We start from the raw sequence: 14,234 nt of genomic DNA on the forward strand, positions 1-14,234 counted from the left end.
AAACAGCGACAGTTTCCGCCGATCCCGGACTCTCTCACCAGTCTCTGAATCTCATCTGCCCGGCACCGCTAGCGGTCCGGGCTCAACTTGCAAGCACCACATCAAGCCATGGCCGCCGACCGTCTCCAATTCGGGAAAATCGAGGAAGTCATCGAACCCCCGAACCTCATTGAGGTTCAGAGCCGCTCCTACGAGGAGTTCATGCAGAAGGACGTCCCAGCTGGCGAGCGCACCGATTCCGGGCTCCAGGCTGTCTTCCGCGAGGTGTTTCCGATCAAGAGCTACGACGAAGCGATCGAGCTCGACTTCGTGACCTACGACATCGAGGACCCGAAGATCACGTCCCTTGAAGCCCTTCGCTCCGGCGAAAGCTTCTCCGCCGCTCTCTACGTGACCTTCAAGCTGAAGGACGAGACCGGCACCAAGAAAGAGCGCGTTTACATGGGTGAGCTGCCCATGATGACCCGCCGTGGTACCTTCATTATCAACGGTGCCGAGCGTGTCATCGTTTCCCAGCTGCACCGTTCCCCGGGCATCTGCTTCGAGACCTCTCAGCATTTGAACGGCAAGATCCTGCATTCCTTCCGCATCATCCCGGACCGTGGTTCTTGGCTGGAAGTGCAGTTCGACACCAACGACCTACTTTACGTTTATCTCGACCGTCGCCGCCGCCGCCGCAAGTTCTTGGCGACGACGTTTCTGCGTGCCCTCGGCTACCCGACGGACCGCGACATCGTGACGAATTTCTACAACGTCGAGTCCCTCAAGCTGAAGGAAGAGATGGACGAGCAGGAGCTCGGCCACAAGGTGCCCTTCGAGGACATCCTCGACGGCGAGCTGGTGGTGGCGAAGGCTTACGAGCCGCTTACCATCGGCATCGTGCGCCAGTTGATCGCCCTCGGCCACAAGCAGGTCGACGTGATCGACGGCCGTGAGGATGAAATCCTCCTGAAGTCCCTCCGCAAGGATCCTGCCAAGGATGAGGACAGCGCCTTGAAGGATATCTACCGCAAGCTGCGCCCCGGCGACCCGCCGACGGCTGCGAACGCCCGCGCCCTGCTCAAGCGCCTCTTCTTCGATCCGAAAAAGTACGACCTGACCCGCGTTGGCCGTTACAAGATCAACAGCAAGCTTGAGAGCAAGGTCGGTCCGGACGAGCGAATCATGGTCCCCGAGGACTTCCTCGGTGCGGTGCGTTACCTGCTGAAGCTGAAGAAGGGCGAAGGCGTGATCGACGATATCGACCACCTTGGTTCCCGCCGCGTGCGTGCGGTGGGTGAGCTTCTTTCCAACCAGTGCCGCGTGGGCCTCGCCCGCACGGAGCGTCTGGTGAAGGAGCGCATGACCCTTTTCGACGTGAACATCGAGGGCATGACCCCGCAGAAGCTGATCAACCCGAAGGCGCTCTCCGCCGTCGTGCGCGACTTCTTCGGCCGGTCCCAGCTTTCGCAGTTCATGGACCAGACGAACCCGCTGGCCGAGCTGACTCACAAGCGCCGTCTGTCCGCCCTTGGACCTGGTGGTTTGAACCGCGACCGTGCCGGCTTCGAAGTCCGCGACGTTCATCCGTCCCACTACGGCCGGATCTGTCCGATTGAGACCCCGGAAGGTCCGAACATCGGTCTGATCAACTCGATGTGCACCTATGCGCGCATCAACGAGTTCGGCTTCATCGAAACGCCGTACCGCAAGGTGAAGAACGGCAAGGTGTCGAAGGACATCGAGTATCTCAGCGCCGACCAGGAAGAGAAATTCCTCATCGCCCAGGCGAACAACCCGATCGACAAGGACGGCAAGTTCCTCAATGAGAAGGTGACCGCCCGTGAAGTGGGTGGCGAGTTCATCGAAGTCGCCCCGACCGACGTGAACTACATGGACGTTTCGCCGAAGCAGATGGTGTCCATCGCTGCAGGCCTGATTCCGTTCCTTGAGCACGACGACGCCAACCGCGCACTCATGGGTTCGAACATGCAGCGCCAGGGCGTACCGCTCCTCGTTTCCGAGTCGCCGTATGTCGGCACCGGTCTCGAAGGCAAGACGGCCCGCGACTCGCGCTCCGTGGTCGTTTCCGAGCTCGACGGTGTGGTGGCTGCTGCCACCGCGGAGATGATCGTCACCTCGCCGGACGGCAAGCTGCCGGTGGCGGACGAGAAGTTCCTCTCCGATCCAGAGTCGGTGAAGACCAATCTGGACAAGGGCATTATGGCCTACCCGCTGCGCAAGTTCATGCGCTCCAACGCCGGCACCTGCATCAACCAGAAGCCGATCGTCAAGAAGGGCCAGAAGATCAAGAAGGGCGACGTCCTTGCCGACGGTCCGAACACGCAGCTCGGCGAGCTGGCGCTCGGTCGCAACGTGCTGGTCGCGTTCATGCCTTGGAACGGCTACAACTTCGAGGATGCCATCGTCATCTCCGAGCGCGTGAAGAAGGAGGACATCTATACCTCCATTCACATCGCCGAGTTCGACGTGGCCGCCCGCGACACCAAGCTGGGTCCGGAAGAAATCACCCGTGACATCCCGAACGTGGGTGAAGAGGCCCTGAAGAACCTCGACCACGACGGCATCATCCGCATCGGTGCGGAAGTGAAGCCGGGGGACATCCTCGTCGGCAAGATCACGCCGAAGTCCGAGACCGAACTCGCTCCGGAAGAGCGCCTGCTGCGCGCCATCTTCGGTGAGAAGGCGGCGGACGTGAAGGACACTTCGTTGCGCGTGCCTTCCGGCTGCATCGGCATCGTCCAGGACATCCGCGTTTCCTCTCACGGCAATGCCCGCAAGCGTGCCGAGAAGGTGGATCCGGTGGAGCTGAAGAAGCAGCTCAAGAAGATCAACGACGAGCACAAGAAGAAGGCTGACAAGCTGACCGATGACCTCACGGAGAAGCTTTCCGACATCCTGCTCGGCGAGAAGATCCCGCTCGACGTAGTGAACGCCCAGACCGGCGAGATCATCATCCCGGCGAACCGCAAGATCACCAAGACCCTGCTTCGCAAGCTGGCCTCGGTTCACGATCACATCGAAATCGATCCGTCCCCGATCCGGAACAAGATCCTCGAGATCATCGGTTCCTTCGAGCAGCGCTTCCAAGAGCTCGACACCGAGCGCGAGCGCAAGCTCGACCAATTGGAAGCCGGTGACGACGTCGATCCCGGCGTCATCAAGGAAGTGAAGGTCTTCATCGCCGCCAAGCGCAAGCTGTCCGTCGGTGACAAGATGGCCGGTCGTCACGGTAACAAGGGGGTTGTCGCCACCATCGTTCCCGAAGAAGACATGCCCTTCCTCGCGGACGGAACTCCGGTGGACATCGTGCTTAACCCGCTCGGCGTGCCTTCCCGTATGAACGTCGGCCAGGTGCTTGAGACTCACCTCGGCGTTGCAGCCAAGGCCCTCGGCTTCAAGGTCGCGACCCCGATTTTCGACGGTATCCCCGAAGCGAAGATCTGGGAGTTCATGTCCAAGGCCAAGGAAGTCGATGGCTACACCTGGATCGGTGACGGCAAGGATGGCACCACCGGCGGTAAGTCGACCTTGTTCGACGGCCGCACCGGCGAGGCTTTCCACCAACCGGTCGTGGTCGGCGTGATTTACATGCTGAAGCTCGGCCACTTGGTTGCCGACAAGATCCACGCCCGTGCCGTTGGTCCCTACAGCCTCGTTACCCAGCAGCCGCTGGGTGGTAAGGCCCAATACGGTGGCCAGCGCTTCGGGGAAATGGAAGTCTGGGCCCTCGAGGCCTACGGCGCCGCCTACACCCTTCAGGAATTGCTTACGGTCAAATCCGACGACGTGCAGGGCCGCACGCGGATTTACGAAGCGATCGTCAAGGGGGACAACAACCTGGAAGCCGGCACGCCGGAATCCTTCAACGTCCTCATCAAGGAAATGCAGTCCCTTGGTCTCGACGTCCGCCCCGGACGCCGTGGCTCCACGCCGGGAGGCGTGCCGTCGATCGGCGGAGTGGACGACTTCTCGCTCGACGATCTCACCCTTTGATAGCCCGAACCACGAACCGATACCCTAACGAGCATTCGATATCATGAACGTTGACACCAACCTTCGCGAACTTTTCGGCGTGGACGAGCGGCCGGAGGCCTTTGACCAGGTTTCCATCACGGTCGCATCCCCGGACGTGATCCGGTCTTGGTCCAAGGGGGAAGTGAAGAACCCCGAGACCATCAACTACCGTACCTTCAAGCCCGAGAAAGGCGGCCTCTTCTGCGAGCGGATCTTCGGACCGACCCGCGACTGGGAGTGCGCCTGCGGCAAGTACAAGCGCATCAAGCACAAGGGCGTGGTCTGTGACCGCTGCGGTGTGGAAGTGACGCTGAGCCGCGTGCGCCGCGAGCGCATGGGCCACATCGAGCTGGCCGTGCCCGTCTCGCACATCTGGTTCTACAAGTGCATGCCGTCCCGCATCGGCCTGGTGCTGGACATCAGCGCCCGCCATCTCGAGCGCGTCATCTACTACGAGGACTACGTCGTCACCGAGCCGGGTAACACCCCGCTTGAGCGCGGCCAACTCCTTACCGAAAACGAACTCCGTGATGCCGAAGATGCTTACGGCGAGTCTTCCTTCCGCGCCTCGATGGGTGCGGAAGCCATCCAAGACCTGCTCGCGCAGGTGGATCTGGTGGACCTTGCCAAGCAGCTTGAGCAGGAGCTTGAGACCACCCGCTCGAAGCAGAACAAGAAGAAGCTCTCGAAGCGCCTCAAGATCACCCAAGGCTTCGCCCAGTCGAAGTCCCGTCCGGAATGGATGATCCAGACCGTTCTTCCCGTGATCCCGCCGGACCTTCGTCCGTTGGTTCCGCTGGAAGGTGGCCGCTTCGCGACCTCCGACCTGAACGACCTGTATCGCCGCGTCATCAACCGTAACAACCGTCTCAAGAACCTCCTCCAGCTAAAGACGCCGGAGGTCATCATCCGCAACGAAAAGCGGATGCTGCAAGAGGCTGTTGACGCGCTCTTCGACAACGGCCGCCATGGCCGTGCCGTGACCGGTGCCGGCAACCGTCCGCTCAAGTCCCTCAGCGACATGCTGAAGGGCAAGGGTGGCCGCTTCCGCCAGAACCTGCTCGGCAAGCGTGTGGACTACTCCGGTCGTTCCGTGATCGTGATCGGTCCGGACCTCACCCTCAACCAGTGCGGTCTGCCGAAGAAGATGGCTCTTACCTTGTTCGAGCCCTTCATCATCCGTCGCCTGAAGGAGCTGGGTTACTGCCACACGGTCCGCTCGGCCAAGAAGATGATCGATCGCAAGACCCCGGAAGTCTGGGACATCCTTGCGGAAGTGACCAAGGGTCACCCGGTCTTCCTGAACCGCGCGCCCACGCTGCACCGTCTCTCGATCCAAGCTTTCGAACCGAAGCTGATCGAAGGTGAGGCGATCCGCGTTCACCCGCTGGTCTGCACGGCATATAACGCCGACTTCGACGGTGACCAGATGGCCGTGCACGTGCCGCTCTCGGTGGAAGCCCAGATGGAAGCGCGCCAGCTGATGCTTGCGCCGAACAACATCTTCTCTCCCGCCTCCGGCCGCCCGATCACCACGCCGTCGCAGGACATCATTCTGGGTGCCTACTACCTGACTTGGGCTCCGGTGCGCACGCAGAAGGATCGCGAAAAGCAGGAGCACCTCCCGCTGTTCGAGAACTCTTCGGAAGTTGAATTCGCGATCGCGTCCCGCAAGGTGGGTTACCACCAGTGGATCCGCATCCGTAACCCCAACTTCGGGACCAACACCGTCTTCGGCGACAGCGAGAACAAGATTCTGGAGACCACTCCGGGTCGTGTCCGCTTCAACGAGATCTGGCCTGCTGGCCTTGGCTTCATCAACCGCACCGTCGGTAAGAAGCAGATGTCCGACGTCATCTGGCGCTGCTACCAAGTGGCTGGCCAGAAGGGCACGGTCCAGACGCTGGATGCGCTGAAGAGCCTCGGTTTCCGCGAAGCTACCCGTTCCGGTACGTCGATCGGTATCGTGGACATGGTGGTTCCGGAAGAAAAGCCGGCGATCATCAAGGATGCCTACGAGCAGGTCGAGAAGGTCACCAAGCAGTACCGCAACGGTGTGATCACCGATGGCGAGCGCTACCAGAAGGTCGTCGACATCTGGACGCACGCCACCGACACCATCGCCTCCGCGCTCTATCGCAAGATCGAGTTCAACGACGGCAAGCCGGGCGCGAGCCCGCTGTTCATGATGGTGGACTCCGGTGCACGTGGTAACAAGAGCCAGATCAAGCAGCTCTCCGGGATGCGCGGCCTTATGGCCAAGCCGTCCGGTGAAATTATCGAGCGCCCGATCACCTCGAACTTCCGCGAAGGTCTGTCGGTGCTCGAGTACTTCATCTCGACTCACGGCGCCCGCAAGGGTCTGGCGGATACCGCACTCAAGACGGCGGACTCCGGTTACATGACCCGCAAGCTCGTGGACGTGGCGCAAGACGTCATCGTCACCGTGCAGGATTGCGGCACCGCCAGCGGCATCATCGTGGCGCCGATCTATGACGGCGACGAAGAGGCAGCCTCGCTTGCCACCCGTATCTACGGCCGCACCTCGTGCGAGCAGGTGAAGGATCCGGTGACCGGCCAGATCGTGCTCGATTACGACCAACTCGTGGACGAAAACTCCGCGAAGGCCGTCGAGCGTATCGGTTACGAGAAGCTCAAGATCCGCTCCGTGCTCACTTGTGAGTCGAAGCGCGGTTGTTGCGCCAAGTGCTACGGCCTGAACCTCGCCACCGGCAAGCCGGTGAAGATTGGTGAAGCCGTGGGTATCATCGCCGCCCAGTCGATCGGTGAGCCCGGCACGCAGCTGACGATGCGTACCTTCCACGTCGGTGGTGTGGCTGCCGCAACGTTCAAGCAGCCGATCATCAAGGCCAAGAACACCGGCCGCGTGGTTTACAAGGACCTCCGCGTCGTCGAAAGCGCCGAAGGGAAGTGGGTCGTTCTGAACAAGAACGGTTCCATCTCCATCCGTGACAAGGACGGCCTTGAGCTGGAAAGCCACATGATCGTCATCGGTTCCGTCATCGAGATCAAGGATGGCGACGATGTGAAGAAGGCAGACACGGTCGCGACCTGGGACCCCTACAACGTGCCGATCCTTACGGAGAAGCCGGGTAAGGTTGAGTTCCGCGACATGATCTCCGGCATCACCGTCACCAACGAGACCGACAAGGAAACCGGCAAGAAGGTCATGGTGGTCACCGAGCACAAGGAAGACCTCCATCCGCAGGTGGTGATCGTGGACGAGAAGACCAAGGAAGTCCGCGCGTCTTACTCGATTCCGGTCGGCGCTCACCTTTCCGTCAAGGAAGGCGAAGTGGTCACGGGGGGCACGCAGCTCGCCAAGACCCCGCGCAAGGTGGCCCGTACCAAGGACATCACCGGTGGTCTCCCACGTGTTGCCGAGCTCTTCGAAGCCCGCAAGCCGAAGGATGCCTGCGTGATCGCGAAGATCGAGGGTGAGGTCTCCTTTGGTGGCACCGTCCGCGGCAAGAAGAAGGTCATCGTCACCGACACCGACTCCGGCGAACAGGTCGAGCACCTCGTGCCGATGGGTCGCCACATCATCGTGACCGATGGTGACCGCGTGAAGCGTGGTGACCAGATCACGGAAGGTCCCGTGTCTCCGGAAGACCTCCTCGAGGCTTGCGGTGCCCAGGAACTCCAAGAGCACTTGGTGAACGAGGTGCAGTCCGTTTACCGCGTCCAAGGCGTGGAAATTAACGACAAGCACATCGAGATCATCATCCGCCAGATGCTGCGCAAGGTGAAGATCACCGACCCGGGCGATGCGGACCAGCTGCTCTGGGGCGACCAGATCGACCGTTCTGCCTTCAACCGGATCAACGAGTCCATCGTGGCCAACGGTGGCAAGCCGGCGGAAGCCGAGCCTGTCCTCCTGGGGATCACCAAGGCCTCGCTGGAAACCGACTCCTTCATCTCCGCGGCGTCCTTCCAGGACACCACGCGCGTGCTGACGGAAGCGGCGACCCTCGGCAAGGTGGACTACCTCACCGGCTTCAAGGAAAACGTGATCATGGGTCACCTCATCCCGGCTGGCTCCGGTTTCGAATCGCACCGCGATTCCGACATCGAGTTCACCGTGGAAGAGCCGGAGCCGCTCTTCATTCCGGAAGCCCCGGAATCGGAAGACGCCGTGACGGTCGAGAGCGCTTGATCGCCCGATCCAAGTAAGAATTCAGAACCCGGTCGCGCGAAAGTGCGATCGGGTTTTCTTTTTCCGGGAGGGCGGCAGAAGAAGGCGGTGGCTCCGGGCACGGGCTAAGCGTGGAAGGTTGCGAATGTCGCGGAGTGCCAAGTCTCAAGGGGTTCTGTCGTGCCGGGCATTTCTTTCGAAGGGCCTGACCATCTCCGGGACGAGACGAAGAGAAGGAGTGGGGGGATTGATTCTCAGTTGCGGATTGGCCTCAACCGGGCTCATGATAGAGACGGAAAACCCCGAAAAGATCATGCGCTGGAAAAATCTGCGTCGGAGCGAGAATGTGGACGATCAACGCGGACGCGGCGGTGGTGGAGGAGGAATCGCACTTGGTGGAGTCGGTACGCTGGTGCTGATCGTTCTCGCTTTGATTTTCGGATTTGATCCGACGCCCCTGCTCCAGCAGCAGGGCGGGGGAGGAGGGCCGGTCCAAGAGCAATCCATGTCTCCCGAGGATCAGGAGCGGGTGGAATTCGTGAAGGCGGTCTTGGGAAGTACCGAGGATGTGTGGAATGAGGAGTTTGCCAAGATGGGCAAGCGCTATGAGGAGCCCAAGCTGATCCTTTTCACAAACCAGGTGCGGAGTGGCTGTGGCTTCGCGGGAGCGCAGATGGGGCCTTTTTATTGTCCGGCGGATCGCACCGTTTACATCGACCTTTCTTTCTTCCGGGAGTTGCACGAGCGCTTCGGGGCGCCGGGGGATTTCGCCCAAGCTTATGTGATCGCTCATGAAGTGGGACACCATGTCCAGAACCTGTTAGGTATTTCGGATCAGGTTCATCAGGCACGCCAGAGGAGCAGCGAAGCGGAGGGAAACCAACTCTCCGTGCGTCTTGAGCTCCAAGCGGACTTCCTTGCCGGGATGTGGGCCCGGAAGGGGCAACAGCGCTTCGATTTTCTGGAACAAGGAGATCTTGAGGAGGCTCTCAATGCTGCAAATCGCATCGGTGACGATACCTTGCAGCGTCAAGCGCAGGGCCATGTCGTGCCGGATTCCTTCACTCACGGCAGCTCGGAGCAGCGAGTCCGCTGGTTCAAGAAAGGACTCGAGAGCGATCGCTTCGATCCGAACAATACCTTCCAGACGCGGGACCTTTGATGGGACCTGGGGTTTGGGGACAGTCTGCTCCAAGTCTTGCCAATAGCGACAGGTCAGGGAACGGGCTTGCGTATCCACCCGGTTTCCTGAATTCAGGAGAAGATATAACCCGACAACCATGCAACGCCGCCCCTTCCTCGCCACCCTCGGTGCCACTGCCGCCGCCCTGACCACCGGAGCCCGTGCCCAAGAAGGCGGGGAGAAAAAGCTGGGTTGGGCGTTGGTCGGACTGGGCTCGCTGAGCACCCATCAACTGGCTCCTGCATTTGCGAAGACGAAACATTGCAGGCTTTCCTCGATCGTTACCGGCACGCCTGCCAAGGCGGAGGAATGGAAGAAGAAATACTCCATCCCGGACAGCCACGTTTACAACTACGAGACCTTCGACAAGATTGCGGAGAATCCCGACGTGGATGTGATCTACGTGGTGCTTCCGAACTCGATGCACGAGGAGTTCGTGATTCGCGGGGCCAAGGCGGGAAAGCATGTCTTCTGCGAGAAGCCGATGGCGAACACCGCGGACGAGTGCCGCCGGATGATCGCTGCGATGAAGGCGGCGGGCAAGCAACTCGGAGTGGGCTACCGCTGCCAGTATGAACCTCACCACCGGGAGTGCATGCGCTTGGCGCGGGAGAAGACATTCGGTGATCTCAAGTTCATCGATGCCGGTTTCGGTTTTCAGATCGGCGATCCGACCCAATGGCGCCTTCGCAAAAAGCTTGCCGGAGGCGGTGCCCTGATGGACGTGGGCATCTATGCACTCCAAGCGTGCCGCTACATCGCCGGGGAGGAGCCCGTGGAGGTCATCGCGCAGGAGGTCAAAACAGACCTGCAGAAGTTTGCCGAGGTGGATGAGACCATCTCGTGGTCAATGAAGTTTGCTTCAGGTGTGGTGGCTTCGGTGATGACTACCTATGCTTTCAACGGAGCGAATTACTTTACCGCGACCTGCCAGGGCGGGCGCTTCGGAATGGATCCGGCTTACAGCTATGATGGCTTGAAGGGATGGACTTCGAGGCCGGACGTGAAGATCGAATTTCCCGCGGTGGATCACTTCGCGACCGAGATGGACGCCTTTGCCGAAGCGGTTATCGCCGGCAAGCCCTTCGCGCCCTCCGGTGAAGAAGGTTTGAAGGATCTGTTGGTTATTGAGGCGATCTATCAATCGATCAAGGAGGGCAAGGCGGTGAAGGTTGGAGCGGTCTGATCGTCCTGTAGTCCTGCTGCTTTGTACATGATCACCCGTTCCGAGTTCCTCAAACTACTCGCGGCGTCTGCCTTTATTCCGAGGCTGTCTGCGGAAGGCTCGCCCTTCCCGCAAGGCGAGTTGGCGAACCGCTTTCGCGAGGGGATGGCGAAGCTGGACGAGGTTTTTTGGGTGCCCGAGATCGCGAACTGGCTTGATCGTCCCGGTCGCGACCTGCGGGGGCACTTCGATGGCGGGATCAATCCGCCCTGGTGGTCCTGTGCCAACGTCGCGGAGGCGATGGTGGATTTCATGAATCTCACTGGCACTGATCTTTACGATTCGCGCTTGCGAGAGATTCATGCGGGGAACGTCCTGCGGGGAAGCCGCTTGCCCGAGTTGGCGAAAGCCCTGCGTGCCAAGGATGATTGGAACGAGCGGGACGAGCAGAAGCTGAAGCGGCGCGTGAAGGCGCTGGACCAGAAGCGGGTGCACGACAGCGAATTCCGGAACGAGTATCTGGATGACTCTGCCTGGTGGGGAATCGCGTGGTTGAAATTCCACGAACGCACCAAGGACGCGCGATACCTGAGGACCGCCCGGGCCATTCATGAGCACATGGCGAACAATTGGCGGAAGGAAGGTGGTGTTTCCTGGGCCGAAGACGCCGACAAACGGGATCCGAACGCGATTACGAACAGCTTGTTTGTGGTGCTTTCCGCGAGGCTTTACCGGGTGACAAAGCAAAAGGCCTTCCTCGCTTGGGCGGAGAAAGCCTTGGCTTGGGAGAAGGAAGCGAAGCTCTATGATGGCAGCGGGATCGTGGACAGGCCGGGTCATGTGGCCGACTACTGGACTTACAATCAGGGCGCCTATCTTGGCGGTTTGGAAGCCCTTCACGCTGCGACCGGAAAGAAGGAGTATCTCGATGAAGCGGCGGCAATCGCCATGACGATCATCGGGAAGACCGGTGTGGTGGGCGAGGGTGGTGTATTGTACGAGAAGCTTAGTACCGAGGGCTGGGATGTGGGTCTTTTCAAGGGGATCTGCGTCCGTTATTTCGGGATCCTTTTGCGAAGCTTCCGGAAGAAGGGTATCCATCCCGAGGCCGCCGATGAATTGGACCGCGTCATCCGCGGGAGCGTGCAGGCGATTTTGAGAAGCAAGCTCAAGGACGGGCTCTATCCGCTCGAGTGGCAGGAGCCTCCGCGGGCAGAGATCCACAATTTCAACACGCAGCTTTCCGCGCTGATTGCAATCGAGGCGGCGATGATCCCTTCCTAGGATGAAGCCCGGGGCAGATGGTGAGGAAGAGCCGCTATTAGCCTTTGTGGGATGGTGGGCCACCCGGATCTGGGGCTTTCATCTGGAGCATAGCGCCCATCCAATCTCGGTCTATCGCGAGATGAAAGCGTCAGGGCTCAGCGCCGGGCAGCTTCGCGGAGGTATCAGGCAAGCGGTGCGGGATTGTGTTTCGTCTGCGGCGGACTTGCCCCTTTCGAAGATCGAAGAGATTGATCGCGAGCTTCGTGCGGGGAATCTGCGGACGCTGACCTCGCTCCGTGCCGAGTTCACACGGAACCTTGCAGGCGTCTTGAAGAGGGGGCGCTTGCGAAGCGAGGAGGATTACTACTTCGCGGTGAACGTGATCGAGGACGGGGCGATTTCCATGACGGCGGAGGACCGTCGAGCTCTTGCGGAATGGATCGCCTTTTGGGAGGCCTCTTCTTCGGCGGGAGAATCTTCGGCTTGAAAGGGGAGGCGTTTGCTGGCGTAGTAGATCCGTGCTGAATCGTCTCGGAAATACTTTAAAAGTGGCTTTAAGTGTCGTTTTTGTGGCGAATAGCCTCGGTGCAGAGAAGCCGAACGTGGTCTTCATCATAGCTGATGATCTGGGCTATGGGGAGGTCGGTTGTTTCGGTCAGGAGAAGATTCCGACGCCGAATATCGACAAGCTTGCGGCCGGCGGGATGAAGCTTACCCAGCACTATAGCGGAGCACCGGTCTGTGCGCCGGCGCGCTGTGTGCTGATGAGCGGGAAGCACTTGGGACATGCCGATATCCGCGGCAACCGGCAGGCGAAGGTTTCCTTTCCGCAGTTCAGCGAAGGCCAGCATCCGATAGCGAAGGACACCGTGCTGATACCGGAGCTCTTCAAGAACGCGGGCTATGCAACGGCGGCGATCGGCAAGTGGGGACTGGGTCCGGTGGGGAGTACCGGGGATCCTAACCAGCACGGCTTCGATCTTTTCTTCGGCTACAATTGCCAGGCGGTCGCCCATAGCTACTACCCGAAATATCTCTGGCGGAATGATCAGCAGGTGGAGATCAACGCCAAGCCGATCCCCGGCCATGTGAAGCCGATCACGGGTGAAGTGAAGGCGGAGGACTACATCGGGGAGACCTATGCGCCGAAGCTGATGATTTCCGAAGCGGAGAAGTTCATCGCGGACAAGAAGGGATCGCCTTTCTTCCTCTATCTGGCGTTCATCGAGCCGCACGTGGCGATGCATCCGCCGTTGGAATCGGTGAACAAGTTTCCGAAGGAATGGGATACGGAGCCGCATCGTGGAGAGGCGGGCTATCTGCCCCATCCGCGGCCGCGTGCGGCGTATGCAGCGATGATTTCAGATCTGGATTCCTATGTGGGACGGGTGGTGGCGGCCTTGGAGAAGGCGGGGGTTGCGGACCATACGATGATCGTCTTTACCGGTGACAATGGCACCACCATGGAGAGCGGGCCTAAGGCGCGATTCAATGTCGGTGGTGTGGATGCCAAGTTCTTTAATAGCACGGCAGGGCTGAGAGGCTTCAAAGGGAGCGTGTATGAAGGAGGGCTGCGCGTGCCGACGATCGTGAGCTATCCCGGCAAGGTGAAGGCCGGCAGCGAGTCGAATGCCCTGGGGTATTTTGCCGACTGGTTCCCGACCTTGTGTGCTGCCGCCGAGATCGAAACTCCTGCCAAGCTTGATGGGGAGAACCTCTTACCGGTGCTGGAAGGCGGGGCCGTGAAGAAGGATCGCAAGCCTTTGGTCTGGGTCTTTCCGGAGACCTCCGGGCAAGTGGCCGTGAGAATCGGCGATTATAAGGTGCTGAAGCGCGGCCTTAACCGGAAGCAGTCCGATCCTTGGGAAGTTTACGAGATTCCCGTGGACCGGGCGGAAACGAAGAACTTGGCAAAGGAGAAGCCGGAGCTCATCGAAGAGGCGGTGCGGATCCTCAAGCAGGAGAGTGCAGAGAATCCGATCTTCCCGGTAAAGATTCCGGAGGCTTGAGCTTCGCGGGCGCGGAGGGAAGAACAACTTGCGCGGAGGCCGAGTCGCGTCTCCAATGGGAGGTAGTATTAAACCTCCGAACCATGATTCATTTTCCCTTTCAGGACCACCGCGCCTCCGGACTTCTTTCCCGTGTGCGCGACGATATTTCCCATCTCCGTCAAGATGTGGCGAATCTGCTGACGCACACCACCCGCCACACTCTGCCGCGGGGTGCGCGCGAACTGGCTGATAGTGCCCGCAGCCAGCTCTCCGCCGGAGGTTCCTATGCGGCGTCCCGGCTCCGGGATTTCCGCTCCAGCCCGCCGAAGCAGGCGCTTGGGGTGCTAGGTGGGGCGATTCTCGTGGGGGTGATCGCCGCGGGAATTTATGCGGTCTGCAAGAGCGACGAAATGCGTGCTGCCGAGGCTGAGGCCGAGGACGAGATCCCGCTCTGAA

The 14,234-nt window shown here is 60.3% G+C and carries 8 protein-coding genes; all 8 read left to right on the top strand.

What is annotated here, in order from left to right; all coding sequences use genetic code 11:
* Positions 1-108: 108 nt before the first annotated feature.
* The 8 genes from rpoB (at position 109) to HHL09_RS17680 (ending at position 14,233) form a co-directional block, all read left to right on the top strand.
* Positions 109-3,996: a DNA-directed RNA polymerase subunit beta gene (gene rpoB / locus HHL09_RS17645; RefSeq protein WP_169455955.1), complete on the top strand. Its 3,888-nt coding sequence runs from the start codon at positions 109-111 to the stop codon at positions 3,994-3,996.
* A gap of 43 nt (positions 3,997-4,039) precedes the next feature.
* Entirely contained in the window at positions 4,040-8,194 is a 4,155-nt protein-coding gene (rpoC, locus tag HHL09_RS17650) for a DNA-directed RNA polymerase subunit beta' (protein ID WP_169455956.1), read from the top strand.
* Between the two features lie 292 nt (positions 8,195-8,486).
* Positions 8,487-9,335, top strand: a complete 849-nt coding sequence (gene ypfJ, locus HHL09_RS17655) for a KPN_02809 family neutral zinc metallopeptidase (protein ID WP_169455957.1) — start codon at positions 8,487-8,489, stop codon at positions 9,333-9,335.
* 118 nt (positions 9,336-9,453) lie between these two features.
* Positions 9,454-10,542, top strand: a complete 1,089-nt coding sequence (locus tag HHL09_RS17660) for a Gfo/Idh/MocA family protein (RefSeq protein ID WP_169455958.1) — start codon at positions 9,454-9,456, stop codon at positions 10,540-10,542.
* 27 nt (positions 10,543-10,569) lie between these two features.
* On the top strand, positions 10,570-11,805 hold the full coding sequence (locus tag HHL09_RS17665; RefSeq protein WP_169455959.1) for a glycoside hydrolase family 76 protein: 1,236 nt from the start codon (positions 10,570-10,572) through the stop codon (positions 11,803-11,805).
* Position 11,806: 1 nt separating this feature from the next.
* On the top strand, positions 11,807-12,274 hold the full coding sequence (locus tag HHL09_RS17670) for a hypothetical protein (RefSeq protein WP_169455960.1): 468 nt from the start codon (positions 11,807-11,809) through the stop codon (positions 12,272-12,274).
* Between the two features lie 61 nt (positions 12,275-12,335).
* Entirely contained in the window at positions 12,336-13,796 is a 1,461-nt protein-coding gene (locus HHL09_RS17675) for an arylsulfatase (RefSeq protein WP_205760874.1), read from the top strand.
* An 83-nt stretch (positions 13,797-13,879) separates the two neighbouring features.
* The gene (locus HHL09_RS17680; protein WP_169455962.1) at positions 13,880-14,233 is read left to right on the top strand and encodes a hypothetical protein; all 354 of its coding nucleotides are present in this window, start codon (positions 13,880-13,882) and stop codon (positions 14,231-14,233) included.
* Position 14,234: the final 1 nt, after the last annotated feature.

It is taken from the genome of Luteolibacter luteus (genome assembly GCF_012913485.1).
Lineage (GTDB): Bacteria > Verrucomicrobiota > Verrucomicrobiia > Verrucomicrobiales > Akkermansiaceae > Haloferula > Haloferula lutea.

Coding starts and splice junctions, on each gene's coding strand:
- ypfJ (WP_169455957.1), top strand. CDS start 8,487: ATGCGCTGGAAAAATCTGCGTCGGAGCGAGAATGTGGACGATCAACGC.
- HHL09_RS17680 (WP_169455962.1), top strand. CDS start 13,880: ATGATTCATTTTCCCTTTCAGGACCACCGCGCCTCCGGACTTCTTTCC.
- HHL09_RS17670 (WP_169455960.1), top strand. CDS start 11,807: ATGAAGCCCGGGGCAGATGGTGAGGAAGAGCCGCTATTAGCCTTTGTG.
- HHL09_RS17665 (WP_169455959.1), top strand. CDS start 10,570: ATGATCACCCGTTCCGAGTTCCTCAAACTACTCGCGGCGTCTGCCTTT.
- rpoC (WP_169455956.1), top strand. CDS start 4,040: ATGAACGTTGACACCAACCTTCGCGAACTTTTCGGCGTGGACGAGCGG.
- HHL09_RS17660 (WP_169455958.1), top strand. CDS start 9,454: ATGCAACGCCGCCCCTTCCTCGCCACCCTCGGTGCCACTGCCGCCGCC.
- rpoB (WP_169455955.1), top strand. CDS start 109: ATGGCCGCCGACCGTCTCCAATTCGGGAAAATCGAGGAAGTCATCGAA.